This window comes from Tenacibaculum sp. E3R01 (assembly GCF_003318185.1).
Lineage (GTDB): Bacteria > Bacteroidota > Bacteroidia > Flavobacteriales > Flavobacteriaceae > Polaribacter > Polaribacter halocynthiae.
Window position 1 is genome coordinate 409,749 of the sequence record NZ_QOCC01000019.1, and the last position, 25,516, is coordinate 435,264.

Annotated in this window: 22 protein-coding genes; 6 read left to right on the forward strand and 16 right to left on the reverse strand. The window is 27.7% G+C overall.

The window, feature by feature from the left end:
• Positions 1-70: 70 nt before the first annotated feature.
• On the forward strand, positions 71-1,168 hold the full coding sequence (gene dprA / locus DS884_RS07010; protein WP_113786251.1) for a DNA-processing protein DprA: 1,098 nt from the start codon (positions 71-73) through the stop codon (positions 1,166-1,168).
• A gap of 45 nt (positions 1,169-1,213) precedes the next feature.
• Here the strand turns inward: dprA and DS884_RS07015 are convergent, their stop codons facing one another.
• The gene (locus DS884_RS07015; protein WP_113786252.1) at positions 1,214-2,614 is read right to left on the reverse strand and encodes a PKD domain-containing protein; all 1,401 of its coding nucleotides are present in this window, start codon (positions 2,612-2,614) and stop codon (positions 1,214-1,216) included.
• Between the two features lie 69 nt (positions 2,615-2,683).
• Here DS884_RS07015 and DS884_RS07020 point away from each other — a divergent pair, with 69 nt between their 5' ends.
• Positions 2,684-3,742 carry a hypothetical protein gene (locus DS884_RS07020; RefSeq protein ID WP_113786253.1) on the forward strand — a complete coding sequence of 353 codons (1,059 nt, stop codon included), beginning with the start codon at positions 2,684-2,686 and terminating at the stop codon, positions 3,740-3,742.
• A gap of 1 nt (position 3,743) precedes the next feature.
• On the opposite strand, the gene DS884_RS07025 is transcribed toward DS884_RS07020, so the two are convergent.
• The 11 genes from DS884_RS07025 to DS884_RS07080 form a co-directional block, all read right to left on the reverse strand.
• Positions 3,744-4,457, reverse strand: a complete 714-nt coding sequence (locus DS884_RS07025) for a DUF6503 family protein (protein WP_113786254.1) — start codon at positions 4,455-4,457, stop codon at positions 3,744-3,746.
• 113 nt (positions 4,458-4,570) lie between these two features.
• Positions 4,571-5,470, reverse strand: coding sequence for a hypothetical protein (locus DS884_RS07030; protein ID WP_113786255.1), 900 nt, complete (start codon positions 5,468-5,470; stop codon positions 4,571-4,573).
• A gap of 89 nt (positions 5,471-5,559) precedes the next feature.
• Complete coding sequence (locus DS884_RS07035) at positions 5,560-6,420, reverse strand: DMT family transporter (RefSeq protein WP_113786256.1); 861 nt, start codon at positions 6,418-6,420, stop codon at positions 5,560-5,562.
• Positions 6,401-6,958 carry a metal-dependent hydrolase gene (locus DS884_RS07040; RefSeq protein ID WP_113786257.1) on the reverse strand — a complete coding sequence of 186 codons (558 nt, stop codon included), beginning with the start codon at positions 6,956-6,958 and terminating at the stop codon, positions 6,401-6,403. Before DS884_RS07040 ends, DS884_RS07035 begins: the two co-directional genes overlap by 20 nt.
• Before the next feature lie 11 nt (positions 6,959-6,969).
• Positions 6,970-7,608 (reverse strand): LysE family translocator, encoded by a 639-nt coding sequence (locus DS884_RS07045; RefSeq protein WP_093869542.1) that lies wholly within the window; start codon positions 7,606-7,608, stop codon positions 6,970-6,972.
• A 57-nt stretch (positions 7,609-7,665) separates the two neighbouring features.
• Positions 7,666-8,253, reverse strand: coding sequence for a Crp/Fnr family transcriptional regulator (locus DS884_RS07050; RefSeq protein ID WP_113786258.1), 588 nt, complete (start codon positions 8,251-8,253; stop codon positions 7,666-7,668).
• 4 nt (positions 8,254-8,257) lie between these two features.
• Entirely contained in the window at positions 8,258-11,602 is a 3,345-nt protein-coding gene (gene mfd, locus DS884_RS07055; RefSeq protein WP_113786259.1) for a transcription-repair coupling factor, read from the reverse strand.
• 344 nt (positions 11,603-11,946) lie between these two features.
• Positions 11,947-12,279 carry a biotin/lipoyl-containing protein gene (locus tag DS884_RS07065; RefSeq protein ID WP_113786260.1) on the reverse strand — a complete coding sequence of 111 codons (333 nt, stop codon included), beginning with the start codon at positions 12,277-12,279 and terminating at the stop codon, positions 11,947-11,949.
• 39 nt (positions 12,280-12,318) lie between these two features.
• Positions 12,319-12,822, reverse strand: a complete 504-nt coding sequence (locus DS884_RS07070; protein ID WP_113786261.1) for a nuclear transport factor 2 family protein — start codon at positions 12,820-12,822, stop codon at positions 12,319-12,321.
• Positions 12,823-12,903: 81 nt separating this feature from the next.
• Entirely contained in the window at positions 12,904-13,494 is a 591-nt protein-coding gene (locus DS884_RS07075) for a hypothetical protein (protein WP_113786262.1), read from the reverse strand.
• 60 nt (positions 13,495-13,554) lie between these two features.
• The gene (locus DS884_RS07080; protein WP_113786263.1) at positions 13,555-14,118 is read right to left on the reverse strand and encodes a YceI family protein; all 564 of its coding nucleotides are present in this window, start codon (positions 14,116-14,118) and stop codon (positions 13,555-13,557) included.
• 117 nt (positions 14,119-14,235) lie between these two features.
• Between DS884_RS07080 and DS884_RS07085 the strand changes: the two genes are divergently transcribed.
• Complete coding sequence (locus tag DS884_RS07085; protein ID WP_233487126.1) at positions 14,236-15,105, forward strand: winged helix-turn-helix domain-containing protein; 870 nt, start codon at positions 14,236-14,238, stop codon at positions 15,103-15,105.
• Positions 15,106-15,116: 11 nt separating this feature from the next.
• On the opposite strand, the gene DS884_RS07090 is transcribed toward DS884_RS07085, so the two are convergent.
• On the reverse strand, positions 15,117-16,415 hold the full coding sequence (locus DS884_RS07090) for a restriction endonuclease PLD domain-containing protein (RefSeq protein ID WP_113786264.1): 1,299 nt from the start codon (positions 16,413-16,415) through the stop codon (positions 15,117-15,119).
• A 1-nt stretch (position 16,416) separates the two neighbouring features.
• Positions 16,417-17,631, reverse strand: a complete 1,215-nt coding sequence (locus DS884_RS07095; protein WP_113786265.1) for a DNA cytosine methyltransferase — start codon at positions 17,629-17,631, stop codon at positions 16,417-16,419.
• Between the two features lie 505 nt (positions 17,632-18,136).
• Between DS884_RS07095 and DS884_RS07100 the strand changes: the two genes are divergently transcribed.
• A complete protein-coding gene (locus tag DS884_RS07100; RefSeq protein ID WP_113786266.1) occupies positions 18,137-18,571 on the forward strand; it encodes a TerB family tellurite resistance protein in 435 nt (144 codons plus the stop codon).
• Between the two features lie 50 nt (positions 18,572-18,621).
• Positions 18,622-19,209: a hypothetical protein gene (locus DS884_RS07105; protein ID WP_113786267.1), complete on the forward strand. Its 588-nt coding sequence runs from the start codon at positions 18,622-18,624 to the stop codon at positions 19,207-19,209.
• A 51-nt stretch (positions 19,210-19,260) separates the two neighbouring features.
• On the opposite strand, the gene gltX is transcribed toward DS884_RS07105, so the two are convergent.
• Complete coding sequence (gltX, locus tag DS884_RS07110; RefSeq protein WP_113786531.1) at positions 19,261-20,775, reverse strand: glutamate--tRNA ligase; 1,515 nt, start codon at positions 20,773-20,775, stop codon at positions 19,261-19,263.
• Between the two features lie 143 nt (positions 20,776-20,918).
• Positions 20,919-21,758, reverse strand: a complete 840-nt coding sequence (locus DS884_RS07115; RefSeq protein ID WP_113786268.1) for a hypothetical protein — start codon at positions 21,756-21,758, stop codon at positions 20,919-20,921.
• Between the two features lie 415 nt (positions 21,759-22,173).
• Here DS884_RS07115 and DS884_RS07120 point away from each other — a divergent pair, with 415 nt between their 5' ends.
• On the forward strand, positions 22,174-25,494 hold the full coding sequence (locus DS884_RS07120) for a DUF4175 family protein (protein WP_113786269.1): 3,321 nt from the start codon (positions 22,174-22,176) through the stop codon (positions 25,492-25,494).
• Positions 25,495-25,516: the final 22 nt, after the last annotated feature.

Genomic DNA, 25,516 nt, shown 5'->3' on the forward strand with positions numbered 1-25,516 from the left:
TTGTTTCTATTTTTTTATTAGAATACTTATTAACACTTTTTTTGTATATTGATACTCAATTTTTTGCGCTATGAAAAAAGAAAAATTACTGGCCATTCTTAGGCTACAGGCTACAAAAAATGTAGGAGATATTGTTGCGAAAAAACTTATTTCTGCTACAGGTAGCCCAGAACAAGTATATAAAGAGTCTCCTAAATCACTTGCAAAAATACCTGGAATTGGTTCGCATATTTTGCAGCATTTATTTGACAAAAATACATTGTATAAAGCTGAAAAAGAACTCTGCTTTTTAGAGAATAATAACTACTCATTTTCATACTTTTTTGACAATGATTATCCTAATAATTTAAAACAATGTATTGATGCTCCTATTTTAATTTTTAATGATGGAAACATAGACCTCAAAAATTCTAAAATTTTAGCAATTGTGGGCACACGAAATATTACTTCCTATGGAAGAGAATTTTGTGTTGAACTTATAAAAGACTTAACACAATACAATCCAATAATTGTAAGTGGTTTTGCGTATGGTGTTGATATTTGCGCTCATAAAAACGCTATTAAAAACAACTTACAAACCATTGCTGTTTTAGCTCATGGATTAGAAGAAATATATCCAAAAACTCATAAAAAACATATTCATTCAGTAAATAAAAATGGAGGATTTATAACAGAGTTTTGGCATGATGAACAACCTGTTAGAGAGAATTTTTTAAAAAGAAATCGTATTGTAGCTGGGTTATCACAAGCTACTATAGTTATTGAATCGGCTAAAAAAGGAGGTTCATTAGTTACAGCAGATATTGCAAATTCATATAACCGAGATGTTTTTGCTTTAGCAGGAAGAGCAACCGACGTTTTTAGTACTGGTTGTAATGATCTTATTAAATCTAACAAAGCACATTTACTAACTTCAGCCAACGATATTGCTAAAATGCTTAATTGGGACTTACAACCATCATCTGCACCAAAACAAATTGAACTGTTTGTAAACTTAAATGAAAAAGAACAAAAAGTATATGACTATCTTACTATAAGAGGAAAACAATTATTAGATATTATAGCTTTAGATTGTGACATTCCTGTTTATCAATTATCTTCTATTCTTATCCAAATGGAATTAAAAAATGTTATTACCCCTTTACCTGGTAAAATGTTTGAGGTTTAATAAACTATTCTTTTAAAAAAAGAGCCTATAATTAGGCTCTTTTTTTTAATTTAAGTTAATCAAATTAAGGTTTTCATCAACTGCTCCTATAAAGGTTTTAACTAAAGATAAGTTACCGATACCAGCAACTTCTTCAGTAGTATTATAACCTGAGACGAAGAAAATTTTATTGTCATATTCAATTAAATTTGGTGTAAAATCTCCTTTAAATTTAAATGACTTTAACTCAACTCCATCATTTGAATACTTTCTAATAAATTCATCTTCTGTAATTATAAATCCATCATTTACAACTATCAATGATTGTATTCTGGAAGTGTAATACCCCGAAAAATTGACCTTCTTTAATTCTTTTCCTTCTTTAGTAATAATCCTAAGTTCACTATGACTATAAGCTACGTAATTACCATTATTTAATTTCTTTAAGTTGAAAACACCACTTAAATCATTATTTGTTTTAACGACCCCACCTAATTCAGTATCATAAGTTTTATGGCTTAAGAACTCTAATTTATCATTAAAAAATAATATTATAGGTTTATAATTTTTAAAAGTTGAAAAATCAATTGGTTCTGTTTGCCCACCAAAAGCTATATACCCAGTAGTAGTTTTTAACATAGCACCTATAAAACCTTGCTTTATTTGATTATATATCTTTCTTTCTATAAACTTACCTTCTTTATCTCTAATTTCAATTGTAGGGTTATGATAATCTTTATCTCTGTACGAACCATAGTATAAAAATTGATCTGATTTTTTCATAAAACCATAATAAGCTTTATAAGAAAAATTTTCGTTTTTTAAGCTATTCCAAGTAGCATCTAATAAAACCTCTTTTCCACCATTTCTATCACTTAATGTTCTTGAAAAAACAATGTTTTTAGTTGAGTTTTCTAAAAAATTTACAAAAGCTCTACTTGCATTGTAATACTTATCAGCAATATATTTTTTAGTAAATTTTTTAGTAGCAAGATCAAACTCCACAAAATTAAACACGTTTTTTGAAGAATTAGAAGCAAAATTAGTATGCCTCTCTATATAATACAGTTTACTATTATACACTCCTGAGTTTATTGGAAAAAAGTTATCTCCAAGAAAAGAAGGCACTTCTACATAACTACTTTTTACGTTTGTTACTGTTATATTAATTGTTTTTTTTAAAAACTCCCCTTTACTGTTTTTTACAGTTAGAGTTACTTTTTTTTCACCGTCATTATCAAATAATAATACAGGATTTTTTTCTGTTGTTGTTTTCTTATAATCATACTCAAAAAGATATGAAACTGCATTTTTTGAACAGTTTGTAATAGTAACTGGTTCATTCACTTTAACAACCATTTTATCAACTTCAAAACAAACAGTAAGCTTAGTATCTATAACATCTTCTGAACTACATGATGTCAAAACAACAAATATTAGTATTAAATTAAAAAATCTATTTTTCATTTTTATTGTTTATAATTAAAAAAAGGCAAAACTAATATTAATTTATCTATTTTTGAGAAAATCCCATCTATGTCTTCTGAAGAAAAATTAATGTCGCAAAAAAAACCTGCGTTTCCTGTAACTAATCAATTAAACAATTACTTAATTGAGCATAGTAGGAACATTAAAATTCCCATTTTTTATGATGACTTATTACGTTTTCAAGGATCTATTGTGGTTTATGATAAAAACGATGAAGACACCTTATGGGTACGTACGTATTATTCAGAATTTGAACGTCAAGAGATAGATTTAAGCCTAAAAAAAGTATATACTATTTTACATTCAAATGGTAATGATGATACCATTCCTTATTTAAATGTCGATGCTATTGATTATTGCACCTTTGGTAATTCAAAACCTTTTAGAGTAAAAATTCGTAATGTTTTAAATGATAACTATACTTATTTTTATGTAAAAAAAACAGATGCTTCTAGAATATATGGATTAGAATTAGAACATATTTTATCTCCCTACAATCTTAATTTTTTGGTATATAAAGACACTTTAATTGAAGAACATATTGCTGGAATACCTGGTGATGATTTTATTAAAGATTTTTTACCTAAATGTACTGAGTCTGAAAAAGCTCAAATTGCTAAAGAGTTTGTAAAGTTTAATGAACGTTGTATGATTCGTTTATTGGGCGATATGCGTTCTTATAATTATGTAATTGTTCCTACTCATGATTTTGACCATGTAGTTTATAAAATTAGGGCTATTGATTTTGACCAACAATGCTTTGAGGGTAAGTTTAAAGTATATTATCCTCAATTTTTCAAAGAAAACTTCCCTATGGTAACCTTAGTAGGTCAAAAACTACAAGAAGCTTCTATTAATCAATACAAAATAGAAGAAAGATCTATTGTTGCTAAACGTATTCTAAGTTCTGAAACTAGAATTCAAGAACTAGTTTCTTGTATGAAAAATGATATAGTTTCTACTGAAAAAAACGTAAAAATATTAAAACAACAAATTTTCGATTTCACCAAAGATGTTCTTTTTAAAAAGAACTCAAATATGGGAGAAATATTAGAAACCGCATTACAATTTGTAAAACGTAACTATGAGAACATGAGAGTTTCTTAATTTATTTTATTAAAATATCGCTTCCAGAATAATTAGAATTCAACTCTCTCCAATGACGAATTCTAGGGATATTTATTGAATTTATCATATATTTTCCCTCAAAAATTAATCGTTCACCTTTTTCTGGATTATTTGGAAAAATCATTTCCAAACCTAGTATTTTGAAGTTTTCTTTTGCTACATATAATATCCAATGTTTTGAAAATAGCTCTTTGTGTAATTCTATAGATAGTTTATAACTTTTTGTAGAATTAAAAAGGGTTTCTTCTACAGAGTCTATTTGTTTAATTTCAGAAGGCAATGACATTGGTAAGCCTAAAAGGGTTTTATAAAATCGATGATACCCTTTATTTCTCGTAGGTTCTAATCTATATTTTTTTACTAAAACAGAATCTGTAATTATTTTTCCATCAAGAAAAGTAATAGAACTTTTTTTATTTATTCTATGAATTGAAACATGTTTATTTCTATTACGTTGTAATTCAAAAAAATCAGAGGCATTATTTAACTCAACAATCGAGTATCTATATGGATTTCTTATTCTTGGCTCTTGAATATGTACTTTAAAATGAGAAGTTTCCCATTCATTTTTAGGATCATGAAACTGAATACTCTTCTTTAAAATAGTTTCTTTGTTAATGATAGCTTCTTTTTTATTACAACTACCAAAAACAACTACCATTGTTAGTATTGTTAAATATCTAATTAAAAACATTTTATAAAGTACGATACTATTTTATAAACATCCTAATAAAACATTATTAAAACAACTAAAAAACGTGTTTGAGGTATCAAACACGTTTTTTAACTTATTAAAATTTATTTTCCTTAGTTTTTGTACACTAACCCTAAAGAGAAACCTCTTTCATTTCCAAAATTTCGTCCATCCAAATTAAATCCATATCCAGCAGAAACACCAAAATTGTGTTTAAAAACTGGAACATATACATCAAAAGAAAAGTTAGTATAATCAACCTCTGTTTGCGATAAAGCAAGAGGCCCTCCGTTAGCTCCAAACTCAGCAGATCCAATATCATAACCTGATGTAGCATCTTGAATACCTAACTTTGCATGTGCATATATCCACTCGTTATAATAACCAAGTTTTACACTATACAATAATGCATTAGGGATTGTAAAGTCAGAATTACTTCTAATACTATATCCTGATTGTAATTCAGCAAATAAATTAAAGTTTGTTGTGTATTGAGCAACAACTAAACCATCAATAGCAGTTGCTTTATTTCCTACTGATAAAATACCGTTTCCTTCATAATTACTAAGAGGAAAACTAATTCCAGTGGAACCACCAAAAGAAAATTTACCACCATCATCAAAGTTTTTTTCAAATAACCTTGCTTTCAAAAAAAGAGATAAATCTTGAATACCACTTACCTTATTTTTTTGATGGACAGGATCTACATTACCTTCACCACTTTTTACTGAGATGTATGGAAAAGAAGCAATGGCAGATAGCCAATTATTTATTCCGTACTCTCCATAAACACTTACAATAGACGAAGAAATCTCTCCTAAATTAGCTGGATTAGTGTCGGTTAAAGTAGCTCCACGATAAAACTTATCGTAACTTTTATTAGAGTAACTCATAGCAATAGTAAAGCTGTTTTTTTGAGGATAAAATCCACTAATTGGAGTTTGAGCTTTTGCTACAAATGAAAAGCACAAAAGCATAGCTGACCCAAAGAAGGTAGTTTTTAGTTTTAGCATGATAGGTAGTTTTTAGTTGTATCGTTAGACGAAACTAAAAAACAGCCCTTACAAAATAATTTAATCCCTATTATCCAATAGTTTATAAGTTACTTTCTCTTACTCCTTATACTTTCAATAACAACAGTAGCTAAAATTAAACTACCTCCTATAAAGGTATTGATAGTAGGCATCTCTTTTAAGAAGAAAAAAGCCAATATAATACCAAATATAGGTTGTACACTACTTATAATACTTGCAGTTGATGCTGAAAAAAACTGTAACGAATGTACCATTAAACTATGACCAATAGCGGTTGTTAGCAATGCTAACAATAATAAATATGGCCATTGAGTTTGAAAACCTGAAATATCCATAAAAAACAATACTGGCAGTAAACATATTGTTATTATTAGTGTTTGATAAAACATTAACATTACTCCATTGTATTGAAGTACGTATTGCTTTAAAATTAGCAATCTTATTGAATAACACAGGGCCGACAATAATCCAAACAAAATGCCTTGTGCATTTGAATTTTCGAGATTAAAATCTGGCGATAAAATATACAAACCAGCCAAAACTAAAACCCCTAAAACAAGGTAAATAGGATTAAATTTTATTTTAAAAAACAAAGGTTCTAAAAAAGCAATCATAACCGGAAATGTATATAGAGACAACATTCCAATGGCAACATTTGATAATTTTAAAGCATAAAAATAGGTAATCCAGTGTGCAGCCATAAAAACACCACCAACAATAAATGGTCCATAATGTTTGGATGATTTTATGCGAATATCTATTTTTTTATATTTACAAAACACAAATAAAAATACCATAGCAAAAGATGAACGAAACCATATAATTACTTCTGAAGGCATAGCAATATACCTACCTAAAACACCAGAAGTACTTATAAAAAGTGTGGCTAATAATAATCCTAAAATATTTTTAATGTGATTGTTTTGCATTGGTGCTTTGTTTTCGCCTATTAAATAAGTTCAGTGCAATATATAAAATAGCAGGAATACCAATCCAAATAAGTTCACTATAAATAACTCTTAACCCCCATTTACTAAAAAATTTACTAGCTCCAATTGGGGAAACTTGAATTGGTCTCCATGAAAAAAAGTAACGTGTATTATCAAAAGGAGAAAATAAGGCTACTCCTAGCCCACCATTAGTTAAGGCATCTAATATAGCATGAGACATCGTACAAAGTGTAAAAAAAAATATATATAACACTCCCTTTTTAGTCAAAAAATGTTTTCTGTAAAAGAGAAATGTAATAACTCCTCCTAGTAAAATTGAGAATACAAAAGAATGAGAAAAGCCTCGATGCCCCCAAAAGCTTTCATACTTAATACCAAAACTAAATCCCATTACATCAGCATCAGGTAAAATGGAACAAATAATGCCTAATATCCAAAACTTTTTATTTTGAATGGTTTTTGAAAAGCTAGTTCCTAAAGCTACAGCCGTTAGTGCATGTCCAAATATTGATGCCATATTAGTGAAAGTTACATTTTAGTGAAAAACATTAAAGAAAACAATCCTATACCTATATAAATAGCTCCAATAACGTAACTTTGAGTATTTGGCTTAAAAAAATCTCTTTTAAAATACTTTATAAATTTAGTATATATTGATACTACAAAAATTCCCCAAAGTATTGCTATTAATATAAAAATTAATCCCAGAAATAATATTTGGGACGCTTCTCCCTTTTTAGAAATTGTTATAAACTGAGGTAGAAAAACGATAAAAAACAAAATAGATTTAGGGTTAAAAAAACTAATAATAAGACCGCCAAAAAACACATTCTTTGATGGCTCTTTTGTCTTTTTTTTCTTCTTTGAAATCCCTTTAGTTTTAAGTATCTTATTCATTCCCAAAATTATTAAATAAAACACACCTCCATATTTTAGTATAGTAAACCCAAATCTAGAATGGATTAAAATTTCTGAAAACCCTATGGTTATCGCAACAACATGAATAAATGTTCCAGCTTCAATACCCAATACAGATAATATTCCAGCTTTATATCCTTTTTCTACTGTTCGTGCTATAATATAAACAATAGCTGGTCCAGGTGTAATTATTAAAAAAATAGAAGCTATAATAAATAGTAAAACATTTGTTAGATCGGGTATTGTCATTTTTTTGATTTTTTTATCAAAAGTAGCCCCGATTAAACAACAAAATCTTAATCTGTATTAAGGTTTTGTTGTTTCATTTTTATTACGAAGTGAACTCAAAAACTCTGGACTTACTCCTAAATAAGAGGCTATTTGCCTTTGTGATAACCTCAACTCAATTTTTGGGTAATCACTTAAAAAGTCATTATATCTTTCTTTAGCTGAACAAGAAAGACTTTGTTTTATTCTTCTCTCTTTTTTATACAACATTTCATTTCCTAACAACCTAAAGTAACGTTCAAACTTTGGAACTTTTATTAATAATTTATCTATATCTGATCTCTTTAATTCAAAAACTTCAGTGTTTTCAATAGCTTCTATTGTATAAATAGAAGATGTCTCTTTCCAAAAACTTTGCATATCTAAAATCCATTGATTTTCTATACCAAATTCAAAAACTCTTTCTTTTCCTTCTGTATTTATATAATATTTTCTTATACAACCTTTTACTACAAAAAATTTAGATAAACATGTACCCCCTGAAATTAACAGTTTTTCTTTTTTAGTAATTTTTTTATAGCTTACTAAAGAAACAAAAAACTCTTCTTCTTCTTTACTTAGTTCAATATGTTTATGTAGAGATTTTAACAATAAATTAAATTCCATTTGTTTAAATATCTTGCAACGTTTTCAACGCTTTATTTACTGAATCTATTTTAATAAACGTGATTAATAAACGTAAACCATTTTTGGTTTCCTTTTCTTTCATAACACAACTTTTTGAATGTTTTTGAACATACTGTAGCATCTTAGAAAAAGCTTCTGTTTGATAAAAATCGCTTTGCTGATTAGAAACAAAATACCCAATCATTCGTTTTTGTTTTAAAATCATTTTTTCCAAGCCTAACTCTTTCGCTAACCACTTTATACGAACACTGTCTAATAAATCGGCAACTTGTGTTGGATATTCTCCAAAACGATCAATAATTTCACTCTCAAATACCAATAGTTCTTCTTCAGTAGTTAGGTTAGATAGTTTATTATACAAGCTTAATCGTTCAGACACAGAATTTACGTAATCATCAGGAAATAGGATTTCAAAATCAGTATCAATTTGGACTTCTTTTACATATTCTTTAGGGCCTTTATCTTCTGTATTATAAAGCTCTTTAAACTCATTTTCTTTCAGTTCTTCAATAGCTTCATGAAGTATTTTTTGATACGCATCAAAACCAATATCATTAATAAAACCACTTTGCTCACCTCCTAATAAATCACCAGCACCACGAATTTCTAAATCTTTCATAGCTATATTTAATCCACTACCTAAATCAGAAAATAACTCTAGTGCTTGAATTCTTTTACGAGCATCTTCAGTCATATGATGATACGGTGGTGTTATGAAATAACAAAAAGCCTTTTTATTAGAACGCCCTACACGACCTCTCATTTGATGTAAATCAGACAGCCCAAAATTATTTGCATTGTTTATAAATATTGTATTTGCGTTTGGAACATCTAATCCACTTTCAATAATCGTAGTAGACACCAATACATCAAACTCATTATTCATAAATCCTAACATGAGTTCTTCTAACTTCTTACCTTCCATTTGTCCATGTCCAATACCAATTTTAGCATCAGGGACTAAACGCTGTAATAAACCTGCTACTTCTTTAATATTTTCTATTCGATTATGAATAAAAAATACTTGCCCCCCTCTAGAAACCTCATAAGAAATAGCATCACGTATAGTTTCTTCAGTAAAGCGAATTACGTTTGTTTCAATAGGATGACGATTTGGTGGTGGTGTTTTAATTACTGATAAGTCACGTGCAGCCATTAAACTAAATTGTAATGTACGTGGTATAGGTGTTGCTGTTAGTGTTAGTGTATCAACATTTTCTTTAATCGTTTTCAATTTATCTTTAGCAGAAACTCCAAACTTTTGTTCTTCATCAATAACTAACAATCCTAAATCTTTAAATTTAATACTCTTATTTGTTAGCTGATGCGTTCCTATAACTATATCTACACTTCCTTCTGCAATTCCTTCTAAAACTCCTTTTCGTTGTTTTGCGGTCCTAAATCTATTTAAGTAATCAATTGTAACCGGAAAGTCTTTTAATCGACTAGAAAAGGTTTTAAAGTGCTGAAACGCTAAAATAGTAGTTGGCACTAACACTGCCACTTGCTTTCCATTATCTACAGCTTTAAATGCTGCTCGTATGGCAATTTCAGTTTTTCCAAATCCAACATCACCACAAACCAATCGATCCATTGGTTGTTCTTTTTCCATATCAGCTTTTACATCTTGAGTTGAAGTAAATTGATCTGGAGTATCTTCATATAAAAAACTTGCTTCTAATTCGTGTTGCATATGAGTATCAGGTCCAAATGCAAAGCCTTTTTCTAACCTTCTCTTAGCATATAATTTTATTAAGTTAAAAGCTATTTCTTTAACTCGTTTCTTCGTTTTTTGTTTAACTTTTTTCCAAGCACCTGATCCTAGTTTATATATTTTAGGTGCTTTTCCATCTTTTCCATTGAATTTAGATATTTTATGTAGCGAGTGGATACTTACATATAAAATATCACGATCTCCATATATTAACTTTATGGCTTCTTGCTTTTTACCTTCTACATCAATTTTTTGTAATCCTCCAAATTTTCCAACTCCATGGTCAATATGTGTTACATAATCACCAACATCAAGTTTTGTTAATTCTTGAAGTGTGATTGATTGCTTTTTTGCATATCCGTTTTTTAATCTAAATTTATAATAACGCTCAAATATTTGATGATCTGTATAGCAAACAATTTTCTCGTCTTCATCTATAAATCCTTGGTATAATGGAAATACAATAGTCTCATAATGTACTTCCTGTTCAGCATCATCAAAAATATCTTTAAATCGCTGTGCTTGTTTATCATTCGCACAAAAAATATAATTGGTAAATCCGTTATTATGATTTTCGTTTAGGTTATCAATTAATACATTGAATTGTTTATTAAACGAGGGTTGTGGCTTTATGTGAAAAAGAACATCTTTATTAGTATTTTCTTTTTTTAACTCTGAACGAAATGAAATTTCTGCTACAGTAAAATTCTCTAATTGTTTTTTAATTTCATTACCGTTACTAAATAAAGCTGATGGCTCTGAATGGTTTATTTCTTTTGATAATTCACTAAATGCAATTTCTGCTTTTTGAAAAAACTTATCTAACTGTGCCCCTATTAATTCAATATTTCTAGCAAATATTATTGTTTTTGAAGAAATATATTTTAGAAAACTCTCTCTGCTTTCTTGCAAAGTTTTATTTTCTACATTAGGCATAATACTAACCTTACTTAATTTATCTTTAGAAAGTTGTGTTTCTACATCAAAAGATCGAATACTATCAACTTCATCACCAAAAAACTCAATTCGGTAAGGTTCGTCATTAGAAAATGAGAATACATCAATAATACCTCCACGGACCGAAAATTCTCCTGGTTCGGTAACAAAATCAACTCGATTAAAATTGTATTCAAACAGTACTTCGTTTACAAAATCTAAAGATACCTGTTCACTAACCGCTAACTTTAAAGTGTTTTTTTCTAGTTCTTTTTTAGTAACTACCTTTTCAAAAAGTGCCGTTGGATACGTAACTATAATTGCTGGTTTTTTACGTGAATTAATCCTATTTAATACTTCAGATCGTAATAATACATTTGCATTATCTGTTTCTTCTATTTGGTACGGTCTTCTGTAAGAACCTGGATAAAACAGTACATTTTTTTCTCCCAATAATTGTTCTAAATCATTGAGATAATAAGCAGCTTCTTCCTTATCATTAAAAATTAATAAATAGGGTTTGTCTGCTTGTTTAAAAGTTTCTGAAATAGTAAAAGACAACGAAGAACCGACCAAATTCGTTATTTGAAAATGGTTTTGTTCTTGTTGAAGCTGGTTTACAATCTGTTTTACTTTACCAGATTGTTGGTAATGATTTACAATAGTTTGCTTACTCAACGTAAAAAATTTTACACAAAAGTAAGATTATTATTTTTTGTAATGACCTTGAAGTTATTTTGATTGCATATAAAAAAACACCTATTTTGGTTTCTTAAACAATTGCTATATGAAAAACTTACTTTCTATTATACTCTTCTCTATTTCTACTATTCCATTATGGTTATACATAGTTGATGGTTATTATCAAAAAAATATAAAAAAAGGATTTCATTATATACTTACATTCATTAGTATTATTATAATTTCTTTTATTATGTTAAGTATATACAGGTTATATTTTGTTTTTACTCTTCCTTTAATTATATTCATTTTTATTATTCAAACTAAAAGAAAAAAATAATTTAAATACTCTTTATTTTACAAATTTCTTTATTAGGTAAAACAATGACTCCGGTAGGATAAGTATATAGGATTACACCTTCAAAAGCACTTTCAAACTCTAAAAGAGCTTCTTCATTTTCTAATTCACATAATATAGCTCCTTCTTTGATTAGATCTCCCTCGTTAACATGCCATTTCTTTATTTTTAAGTTTTTAATTTCTTTAAAATCTGGAACAATGATCGAAGATTCTTTTCCTTTTTCTAAAACAAGACTCTTTTCTTCATTATTATCAATCAGTTTTTTTTCCTCATTAATAATTTTAAAAATATTTTTAAATAGTTTTTTTATCATTTTAAAACACTTTTTTATTAAAATTAAGTATAAAAATTCTTAAAATATCAAAAGTGTTCCTTTATTAAAATATTCAGCAGTTATTTTTGTTCCATTAATAACATCTGTATCCCAATCTTGAATTATAAGCCATTTGTTTTTGAGTTTGTTAATTACTACATGAAATCTTCCATAAGTAACAAAAGGTTCTTTATTTTTTTCAGTGTATTTAATGCGATAATATCCTACTTCGTACCCTATGTTTTTTTTATAAACTCTTTGTTCAAAACTGAAGTCTATTTGCCTTTTTCTAGTACTTATTTTTTGATATGATGACTTTACTGTGTTTTTATACTCCTTACCCATTCGTATACCATAACTGTTAACTCGTAGTACATCATCGGTATGTAACTTGTTAAATTCCTTCCAATTTTTAGCTTCAAAGTGTTTTTTAAACGGTTTCCAAAGTTCTTGATTAACTTCACGAATAATAGCTTTTTTATTTTGTGAAAAACTACATATGCTTAAAAAAGCAAAAATCAGTAATGTATACACAGATTTCATAAATATTTTCTTTATAATTGACCTGTTAACAAGTTACTGATTTTTATTTACAATGCTTATTTTTAGATAGTTTCTAAAAATTTACTTGTTTTGACAATAGTTTTCTTTCAGTTTTACATTATGTAGTTTTTTCCATATTTGATGTTCAAATGGTTGTGGTGAAAATCGAAAAAGGGGCATGTACTTTTTTGTTTTTTTACAATAAAAACTCTCTACAGATACCTGAAGTGTAATCAACTTTTTTGTTCTGAAAGAATCGTGGGTAATTACCTTTCCTGTAAACGTAGGTATTCCTTTTATTATTCCTTTGAAAACAACTGATACTTGTGTTTCAGGTATCACTTTTTCTCTTTCTTTATTTACCGCTTTCATTAATCCATCAAAATATAACTTCAAATTATCTTGAAAGAATTTAGCATTTGGTTTCTCTTGCAAGTTTATATTCCAAACAAAAACGTACGACCAAAATTCTGAACTTTCAATATTACCCCAGCCTTTTGCAAATCGAATATCTTCATAGCCTTCAAAGTCAATTTCTGGTGCAAAACCAAAAGGTAAATGAATAACTTCTTTACCCCAAGTACTATCTGCTACTAACAAAAGGTTCTCTTCTTTTTGTCCAAATGTTCCTATAGTTGTTAATAGTAGTGTTATTACAAGTAGTTTATTCATGTTTTATTTATTTTTAAATATTTATCAAAGAATACAGTTGAAAATCTCTTCTCTATTATATTACAATTGTAAGGTAACATCAAAACCAATAGCATCAGATATTGCTCCATCTCTAACTTTACTTGTATAGTTAACTTTCCAACGTCTTCTATCTATTTTAAATTTTGTTGTTAGTCTTTTATTATCATAATCCATTGTAGCATTAAAGTTAATAGGTTTTGTAATACTTTTCATGGTAAGATTTGCTTCAATTCGAACCGCTCCATCTTTAAAATATTTCACTTTTGTAATTATCAAACTTGCTTTAGGGTGTTTTTGAACATCAAAAAAATCAGGATCTTTTAAATGGTTTTCCAAATTTGTCTTCGCTTTACCTTTTTCAATATCAGTACTCACTAAAGTATTCATATCAATAATAAATGAACCGCCAGTAATTTTATCGTTAGTTTTAATAAAATACCCTTCAGTAAAGTTAATAGTTCCTTCATGACCTCCAAAATAAAAAGTATAGTATCCATTCCATTTTATGGTACTGCTTTTTGTGTTTATTATTAATTTTTCTTGAGCCTTAATATTCATTGATAGACTCATAATACTGATAATTACAATTAAAAAATTTTTCATGATATTTATATTTTGAAGTAAAACTAAAAGGGCTTTAAAATATAAGTGTGAAAAAAGTGTAAAAGAAGTGTCAACAGTTGTAAAATGTCAGATAATTGTATGTTATTTACCAAAATTATGAGCAAAAAAAAGATTTATATATACTGTAGTTTGGCCAGTATTCTATTATTAGGGTCATTCTTTTCTTATTTTAATTCTGATGAAAATGATTTTTCTGAAAGAGTAAAAGTATCATTACGTTCAGTAGGTAATCAATTATTACTTTCAAGTAATGATAGTACTTCTTTAGTTTTACCTATTCGTGAAATAGGTTCTTATAAATATAAGCTGTCTTTTCAGAAAAATCTGTCTTTTGAACCTAGTGATTTAACAACAATTATTAAAAATAGTTTTGATAAATCATCACTTCCTAATTTTTATAGAATAGCAATTTTACGTTGCTCTGATAGTGAAGTTGCTTATAGTTATGAAATAAAAAATCATAGTGAAAAAGATATTATACCATGTAAAGGCAGAGTATTGCCTAATACTTGTTATACTGTTAATGTTAAATTTACCAACAAAACAGAACAATTTTTAAAAAAACACATTTTTCTATTAGCATTTCTCCTACTAATCATAATTGTTTTTTTAGATTTCCTTTTTTCAAAAAATAAACTTACTCATTCATCAAGTACTTCTTCTAAAAATAGAATTACTATTGGAAGTTTTAGATTTTATCCTGATCAACATAAACTGATACGTGAAGCTGTTGAAATTACCCTTTCTAAAAAAGAATGTGAATTGCTTGCAATTTTTGCCGACAGCCCAAATCAAATTATTAAACGTGATGAACTTTCTAAAAAAGTATGGGAAGACAATGGTGTTTTTGTTGGTAGAAGTTTAGACACCTACATTTCTAAATTACGTAAAAAGTTAAAGGAAGATTCTTCAATTAAAATTACCAATGTTCATGGTGTAGGATATAGTTTAAAAATTGAGGAATAGGAATTTGTTAATTATTCTTCCAATGGAATTTGTTCATCGTTCATAAATGCTTCAAAAGAACCTAAAGGAGCAAAATCAATATTAATTATAGAGTAATCATTTTTTTTTCGCCATAACCTAACTGAGTCTGTTCCCTTCATTTTTAACCAATCTCTAGTTACTTTTTTTCGTTCTTTTAAACCTAATACATCAACTAATAGCCATTGTCCTAATGCATTTTGACCGTATCTTTTTCCATTTTTGTCTTTTTCAGTATTACTACCAGATTGTAACGCTTTTGTATTACTTTGAGTAACTAATGAAGGAATTTTTTTACCGTTTGGAAGTTCTAAATAAAAACGCACTTCTGGTTTATCCTTCTTATTTCCTTGGTGATTTTTTCGTTTTTTCTCAAACTCAAAAATATCATTTACAAAAAAACTTGGATGTTTTTTATGAAATTCTCTGGGAATCGGAATATAAACTTCATTAAGAGGTCTTGGGATATTACTCCCCTTAACCTTAGGTGCACCTCTCCATGCATTTAATCCAGATTTATCTTCAACTTCCTGGGTTTGGTAAGAATATAAAGGCAAATAAACTTCAATAGTTTCTGTTTCAATTTCTTTTGAAGAATCAATTAAACTTAAATAAGCTTTCATTAAAAATTCAAATGGATCATCAATAATTTCAACATCAAACTGATTTAAAATTAAAGTGCCATATTTTTCAGAATCAAATTTTTGCCATATTTGAGAATCTCCAAATGTATATTTATAATCTTTATTTCCGTCTGACCAAGTAAAAGATGTATTTGTTTTATTAAAATCTTTTAGATTATTAATATCAATCAAAGGATAAGCACATTCGTTTATAGTAAAACGCCCTTTATCACGAGTAATATAATGATAAATATTATTGTTTTCAATTAACCCCAAGCGCTCATAGTCACTTTTCATTTTTTCGTTTTTAATTTCAGAAACCTTTAAAGCTAAAGCTTCAATATCATTCTGGAGTATATTGATTTCATGCTGATAGCGCTTAAGTTGCATTACTTTTTGAAAAGAAGGTTTACTACTCATCCAAGTTTTTAAACCAATACCAATTCTATTATCTCCAAAAACTGATAAAACATCATGTGGAGTGTTACCTATATCAACATTCTTTCCTTGAAATGTTTTTGCAAAAACTGTTTCTTGAAATTTGGAATCTAAATAAGGAATTAAATTACCTTGTTTTTGACGAAATAAGTTCGATAATGCACCATATACTTGTAAAAACTTAATATATTCATCTCTTTGTTCTTTAGAATATTGTTCCCAAACACTCATTCTATAACACTTTTAATATTTCATAACTAATTCTCTCTATTAAAGTTGTTGTTACTGAATTTCCTGCTTGCATATATAACTTACTATTTGCAAGATTTGGCAATATAAAATTTTGAGGATACCCTTGAAATGAAAAACATTCTCTAGGAGTTAACTTCCTAATCCCAAAATTATCTCTAATTAAAGGAACATTATGTCCACCTGTACCCATATTAGCAGTTAAAGTTGGGCATACGTTACTCTTATTCTCTCTCACATAAACTCTTCTCCATTGATAAACAGTATCCTTTGAAACCATAGTTTTATCTAATTCAGGGTAATATTGATGGTCTTTAGAATAATAATATTTATCTTCTTGTTTCCCTTTTTCTAAAATATTGTGAATAGTTTTTTTAAGTTCAATTTTTTCAGGAAATTTAAATGTGGTAAAGTTGGGTACTTGTTTTGGATCAAAGGCAACTATAAAAATTCGCTCTCTATTTTGTGGTATGTTTGCGTGTGTCATTGAATTTAAGACAGAGCTGTAAGCTTTATAGCCTAATTTTTTTTCTAAAATCTCAATGATTGTTTTAAATGTTTTTCCCTTATCATGAGAAACTAAATTTTTAACATTTTCAAGAAAAACTACTTTTGGTCTATGTTTATCTATGATTTCTTCTACGTCAAAAAACAATGTTCCTCTTGTGTCAGCGAACCCTTTTCTCTCACCTGCAATAGAAAACGCTTGACATGGAAAACCAGCACATAAAACATCAAATTTTTTTGGTATATAATTTTTTGTATTTTCTTTTGTTATATCACCAAATGGTGTTTCACCAAAATTATCTCGATAAGTTTTTTTTGCGGCTTTTTCCCATTCACTGGTATAAACACATTTACCTCCAACGTTTTGTAAAGCCAATCTAAAACCTCCAATTCCTGCAAATAAATCAATAAATTTAAAAGTATATTTTTTCGGTGTTGGAAAAGGAACATTTTCAACTTCAAAAAGTAGCTGTTGTAGAGCTTCTTCTTCTACAATAGAAATGTTTTCATCTTGCTTGTATTTTACAAAGCTTTTTAACGCTTTTAATGCACTTTCTTTATAGTGTTTTGAAACTCCATTATGAAAATTGTGTAAATAATGGGTTATTATTGCTTTATCATCTGGTTCAACTAATCTTATTTGATAATTTTTACCATCTAGTTCCTCAATACTTACATTATGTTTTTCCATTATCAAACCTCAAAATCTATATACTTACAAAAGTAATATATTATTTCTAAAATTTTAAAAAGTTGTTTGGCTTTCGAATATTTTTCATTATTTCAAATAGCTTACTTATTTTAAAAAAAATAGTTTTTAATATTTTACTCTTTCATAATAAAAAAAGATAGTTTAGTTTTCATCATTTCGTTACATCAACAAGTTTCTTATTTTCATAAATATCCCTTGTTTATTAAAAAAATAGATTTTAACCATATTTTTTTAAGTGATAATATCAACTGTAACTAATCTATCTCCTTTTTTTAAAACTTTCTTAAAAAGCGCATTAAAAAGAGCCGTTTTAATTAATCATTTTTATACTATTTAAAACATCGTATAAGAAAAATTGATAATGAATTTTAGTGATAGATTTTGCAAAAATTTACATTTTTTTGTTTGTGACTTTTTTTAAAATTGCGCTTCTAAAAAATACAAGATTGTTTACTTTTACATTAATTAAAAAAATAAAAAAATTATGTCTATATCAGATTTATATGCAAGTGGAAAACACAAACAAGAAATAGGTCATTTTGCAAGTGTAGTTAAAATAGCAAAGATTGATAATGTGATTTCAGAAGGAGAACAAAAATTATTAGATAGAGCTGCAGTAAAATTAAATATTAGTTCTGAAGAGTATACAGAAATTTTAAAGAATCCTGAAAAATTTCCTGTAAATCCTCCAGTAAGTTATGATGAACGTATTGAACGTTTATACCGATTAACAAAAATGATTTTTGCTGATGAAAGCGTTGATAGAGATGAAGTAATTATTATGCGTAAAATTGCTGTTGCTTTACAATTTCCTACTGATAATGTAGAAAAAGTTTGTGATGAAGCTATACACTTAATATTAAATAATAATGAGCTTGATGCTTTTACCGAAGCTATAAAAAAGGTAAATTTAATTTGATTATATACTAAATTTACATAAATTTAGTTTTTAGTATAAACTCCTCCCTTATGAAATCAACGTTTTTCTTAGTACTATTTTGTTGTTCATTAACAACATCTATCATTTCGCAAAACTTAAATGAGTCATGGCAAATTGGTGTAGGTTTTGGTATTACAAAATTTAATGAAAGTGATGCTGGTTATATTGGTGATCAATATATTTTTCAAACACCTAGATTAAATTTAACAATGCCTATTGGTGAGCGTTTATCTGTTGATGGTGCTATTTCATTTAATACCATAAATGATGTTGGTATTATGACAAACTCTGTTAAATACTTTTCAATGGATGCTTCAATACGTTACAATTTTGATGCAATTTTAAATAATTTTAGTCCGTACCTTTTTGTTGGTGGAAGTATTGTAGATTCAGAACGTAAAATGACACCTACTTTTAACATTGGTGCGGGTGGTATTTATTGGGTTTCTGATAGAATAGGAATTAATCCTCAAGTATATTACAAGCATTCTTTAGAAAGTTATGAAAGCATGCGTTCTCATATACAAGGTGCCTTAAGTATAATAATTAAATTAGATTGGAATAATCTATTTGAAGGTGGTAATCACGCAGCTAGATCATCTGGATCATGTAATTAACACTTACAATATAAACAAAAAAAAGAGCGGTTTAAAACCGCTCTTTTTTGTTTATAATTTATTTACTGCATTCTGTAAACGTTGAATGGTATTTTCTTTACCAACCATTTCAATTATATCAAATAAGTGAGGCCCTTTTAAAGCTCCTACTAAACTTAATCGTAAAGGTTGCATTACTTTACCAAAACCTACTTCTTTTGAAGTAATCCATTCTTTAACTATTTTTTCAATGTTCTCAGAAGTGAAATCTTCAATACTAGAAATTACAGTTATTAATTCTTCCATTAATATTGGAGTTCCTTCTTTCCATTGTTTTTTACTTGCTTTTGCATCGTATTCGCTTGGATTAACAAAGAAAAAGTTAGATAACTCCCAAAAATCAGCTACAAATGTTGCTCTTTCCTTAATTAACGAAACTACTTTTTCAATATATTCATTGTCTTTTTCAATTCCTTTTTCCTTTAAAATTAATGAAAACAGTGCTGTTAATTCTGAATTTGATTTTTGTTGCATGTATTGCTGATTAAACCAATTAGTTTTTTCAGGACTAAATTTTGCTCCAGACTTACTAACTCTAGTTAAATCAAAATTTTCTACTAATTCTTGTAATGAAAATAATTCTTGTTCAGTACCAGGGTTCCATCCTAAAAAAGCCAACATATTTATAAATGCATCTGGAAAATATCCATCTTCTTTATAACCACGTGAAACATCTCTTGTTTGCTCATTAGTATATTCTAAAGGAAATACAGGAAAGCCTAATTTATCACCATCACGTTTACTTAATTTTCCTTTTCCAACTGGTTTTAAAATAAGTGGTAAATGTGCAAATTTAGGCGCTTCCCAAGCAAAAGCTTTATACAAAAGTATATGCAATGGCATAGATGGCAACCATTCTTCTCCACGAATTACATGAGAAATTTCCATTAAATGATCATCAACAATATTAGCTAAATGATATGTTGGCATACCATCTGATTTATACAGTACTTTATCATCTAAGGTATTCGTATCTATTTTTATTGTACCACGAATTTCATCTTGCATAATTAAAACTTCATCTTGTGGAGTTTTAAAACGTACTACATATTTTTCACCAGCTTCTAATTTAGCTGTAACCTCTTCTTTAGATAATCCTAATGAACTTTGAAGTTTTTCACGATTGTGCCAATTATAAATAAAGGTTTTCCCTTCTGCCTCATGCTGTTTACGATGTGCATCCAACTCTTCAGCAGTATCAAATGCATAATAAGCCCATCCGCTTTCAATTAATTGATTAGCATACTGTTTATATAATTCTTTTCTTTCTGACTGACGGTATGGTCCAAACTTTTCATTTTTACCTGGCCCTTCATCAAAAGGTATATTACACCATTCTAATGAATCTATGATATACTTTTCTGCGTTAGCCACATAACGAGTTTGATCAGTATCTTCAATACGTAAAACAAAAGTTCCATTATGTTTTTTAGCAAATAAATAATTAAATAAAGCGGTTCTAACACCACCTATGTGTAAAGGTCCTGTAGGACTTGGAGCAAAGCGTACTCTTACGTTATCAGTCATTTTTTGTACTTTTAAATCTGTGTGTACCAATTTTGAAATCACAAAGATACTTATACCTATCAAAGTTTAAAATTATACATAACAAAAATGCTCTTCAAAAAAATTTGAAGAGCATTTTTAAAATCGTAATTGATTATTTTTTATTAAAATTTATAGTAAACTCCAAAATTTAAAGCTGCTTTTTTTGCTACATTTCTTCCGCCAAAAGCTCCACCAAAACTAGCATTTGCTCCAAAGTTTTGATTAATTTCTCCAATTAACTTTAAACCAAAAGCTGCATAACTTTGATCATTCACATACAAACCTGTAAGATTATTACTTAATGGTAAAGCAATATCTCCGTTTTTTAAAGACATTACACCATCTAAAAAACCTGCAACCCAAAGCCAATCAATAGCTTTATATCCTAACTCTCCTCCTAATTTATAAGCACTACTATAATCATTTGTTCTAATATCAAATCCAGTAAATGCTTGAATATACCAAGAATTGAAACCTCTTCCTGCTAAAATTAATGGAGTAACTGTCCAAGCATCATAACCAGTTCTTAATCCGGATGCTTGATTGAAACTTCCTGTGTTTGCTTCAATTCCTAATTGTCCGGATAAAATCCATTTTTTATTATAAAAATTATGCTTTACTCCAAATTGAACATTTCCAATTGAAGAAGTAGATTCTTTTGTTGTAAAAGGAATTGGTAATAATGTTTGACCGGCTATATCTCCAGATTGAACCATTTTTAAAGGAATATTTGCAAATAAAGTCGTTTTATCAGAAATTCCATATTCACCATACAATTGTAACGTATTATCAGTAATTTTTCTTTCGGTATTATAATCAGGATTACCAAAAAGTTTATCATAATTTGAAATAGTTGTGAATGATAATTGTACATATCCTTCATTCTTCTTTTTTGTCCACGGACTTTGAGCAAACACTGAAGTTGCAAATAATACGGTTACTAAAACGCCTAGTTTTTTCATGTCTTTGTTTTTATTTGAAATTAATAACACTTATTCTGTTATTCACTATAAATATAAAATTAGTAATACTATTTTAAAGTTCTATACAACTCAAAAAGTTATTAATTATAAGGTTTAGTGGTTTACTTTTGGTTTTTCTTACAAAAAACACTTCAAATATTTTATTATAAAAGTAGTATTTTTATAAGTTATAAAAAATGAATAAAAGAGAAAGATTTAGAATAAAGATGCTTAAGTACAAGAAAAGACTTAAGATTTTAGGAATAAATGAGGTTGAATATGAGAATTTGTATGCATATAGATCTCATGGCAAACCATGTAGTTGTTTTTTATGTAGAAGTGAAAAACACAAAAGAAAAATAAAACACAAAAAGAGCTATATCATATAGCACACTAATTTTAAGAAGTTACTTATATGGAAGTGTTCAATTCAATAGAACAAAAACTACAACAGTTTAGTAAAAAATACTATACAAATGAATTAATAAAAGGAGGAATATTATTTTTTTCATTAGGATTAATATATCTTTTTTTTACTTTATTTATTGAATATTTCTTATGGTTAAAACCAACAGCTAGAACCTTATTATTTTGGTTGTTTATATTAGTAGAACTACTGCTATTCTTTCGTTTTATTTGCTTTCCTATTTTTAAACTGGTTGGTCTTCAAAAAGGTATTTCTATTAAAGATGCTTCAAAAATAATAGGTAATCACTTTCCTGAAGTTAAAGACAAATTATTAAATGTATTACAACTTAAAGATAATACAGATAAGTCCGATCTTTTAGTAGCTAGTATAGAGCAAAAGTCAAAAGAATTACAACCTATTCCCTTTACAAAAGCTGTAAGTTTTAAATCAAATTTGAAATACGCTAAATATGGATTAATTCCTGTTTTAATTTGGTTTTTAACCTTAATAACAGGCGTAAATACTAAGCTTAGTCAAAGTTTAAATCGTGTAATAGATTATAAAACAGCTTATGCTCCGCCAGCTCCTTTTTCATTTTTTTTAACCAATGATATGTTAAATGTTATAAAGGGTAAATCAATAACAATTTATGTAGAAACAAAAGGAGAAATAATTCCTGAAGAAGCTAAAATTTATTTTAATAATCAACAATATTTTTTACAAAATAATGGTAACGGATTGTTCTCCTATACTTTTAGTGAAGTACAAAAACCAATATCTTTTTATGTAAAAGCAAATAATGTTTCCTCAAATGATTATCAAATAAATGTTATGAAAACTCCTTCTATTCAAAACATTTCACTTGAATTGAATTATCCAAATTATACTAAAAAGAAAAAAGAAATTATTGCTAATTCTGGAAACATAAATGTTCCACAAGGAACATTCATTACTTGGGCTATTAAAACATCTGAAACTGATAGTGTTGCATTTATTAATGATCATAAAAAATATTTTTTTAATAAAATTAGCGAAGACAGTTTTAATTATAAAAAACAAATTTTAAATAATACCAATTATATAATTTCAACTTCAAACAAAAATTTAAAAGGGTATGAACAATTACAATTTTCTATTAATGTTATAAAAGATGAGTTACCTAATATCACCGTACAATCTAATATAGACAGCCTAAAAAGAGGTGATGCGCAATTTATTGGTCAAATTTCTGATGACTATGGTTTCACAAAGCTTGAAATTGTATATAAAGAAGAAAATAAAACTCAAAACACTGATTATCAATTAATTAAAATAAATAATAAAACAATACAAAGCTTTTATTATGAGTTTCCAAAAGGAATAAAATTAAAAAAAGGAGTTAATTACGAAGTTTTTTTTCAAGTATATGATAATGATAAAGTTAATGGTAGTAAAAAAAGTATAAGTAGAAAATTTTATTACCGTCAAAAATCAAAAAATGAAATTGATGATGAACTTCTAGAAGAACAAAAGAACTATATAGATAAATTAGAAAAGTCTTTACAAAAACAACAAAACAGTAAAAAAGATCTTGAAAAGATTCAATTTGATTTACAAAACAGAAAAAATCTGAGCTGGAGTGATCAAAAAAACATTAAAAGTTTAATTAAGCGTCAAGAACAATATAAACAAATGATGCAACGTCAAACCGATAAAATACAAGAAAACTTCACGGAAAAGAATGAAAAAAACGAAGATTTAAACAAGAAAAAAGAAGATTTAAAGAAACGTATAGAAGAACTGAAAAAGCTTGATAAACAACAAAAACTATTAGATGAACTGAAAAAATTAGCTGAAAAGCTAAATAAAGAAGAACTTGTTAAAAAAGCTAAGGAATTATCTGAACAAAACAAACAAGAGGAAAAAAGTCTTGAACGCATTTTAGAAATGACAAAACGTTTTTATGTTGAGCAAAAAATGAATCAAATCGCTAATAAACTTGATGACTTATCTAAAAAAGAAGAAGAAGAATCGAAAAAAGAAGATCAAGTACAAAACAAAGATCAAGCTAAAGAAACTCAGAAAAAATTAAATAAAGAATTTGATAAAATAAAAAAAGACCTTAATCAATTAAAAAAAGAAAATGAGAAGTTAAAGCAACCAATGGATATTCCAGAAATGGACAAACTAAAGGATGAAACACAAAAAGAACTTAACAAATCATTAGAAAAACTAAAAGAAAATAAGGGGTCTGATGCAAAAAAAAGTCAAAAGAAGGCATCAGAAAAAATGAAAAAAATGAGTCAAAAAATGCAAGAATCTATGCAAGCAATGAGTGCAGAAATGCAAGAAGAAAACATGGAAGGCCTTCGACAAGTATTAGAAAACTTAATTACTTTTTCATTTAATCAGGAAGAATTAATGAATACTTTTTCAAATACATCATCATCACATCCAAATTTTGGTTCAAATTTAAAAAAGCAACATCAATTAAAAACATACTTCGAACATATAGATGATAGTTTATTTACACTGTCAATACGTGTACCAACAATTAGCACAAAAATTCAAGAAGAACTTGCCAATGCACATTACAACATGGACCAATCATTAGAAAATTTTGCTGACAATAATTTTAGAAATGGAATATCTAATCAGCAATACGTAATGACTTCTGCTAATACGTTAGCTGACATGTTAAGTAATACCTTAGATTCAATGAAAAATCCAAAGCAAGGACAAGGTAAAGGAAAAGGAAAGGGAAAATCATTTAGTTTACCTGACATCATAAAAAAGCAAGGAGAATTAATGAAAAAGATGAAAGATGGAATGAAGAAAAGTTCTCAGGGAAAACCAAAAGATGGAAAAGGAAATAAAAAAGGAGAAAAACAGGGACAAAAAGGAAAAGGAAACAAGCAAGGGGAAGAAATGAATGGAGAACTATATCAAATATATAAAGAGCAATCAAAATTAAGGCAACAATTAGAAAATGCTATAAAAAACGGTAAGGATGGAAATGGAAGTGGTAAAAAAGCTTTAAAACAAATGGAAGAGTTAGAAAATCAAATATTAGAAAAGGGTTTTACACAAGAAAGTCTTAATAAAATGAAACAATTAAACTATGAACTTTTAAAGTTAGATAAAGCAGCTTTAGAACAGGGTAAAAAGAAAGAAAGAAAGGCAAATACCAATTTGAAAGATTATATAAACACCAACAAAAAAGAACTTAAATTTAAAAAGCTCTTTTACAATCAAACAGAAATTTTAAACAGACAATCACTACCTTTGCGCCAGAACTACAAAACAAAAGTTAAAAAATATTTTACAACTACAGAAAAGCAAATTTAAACTGTTTACATAACATGTTTTT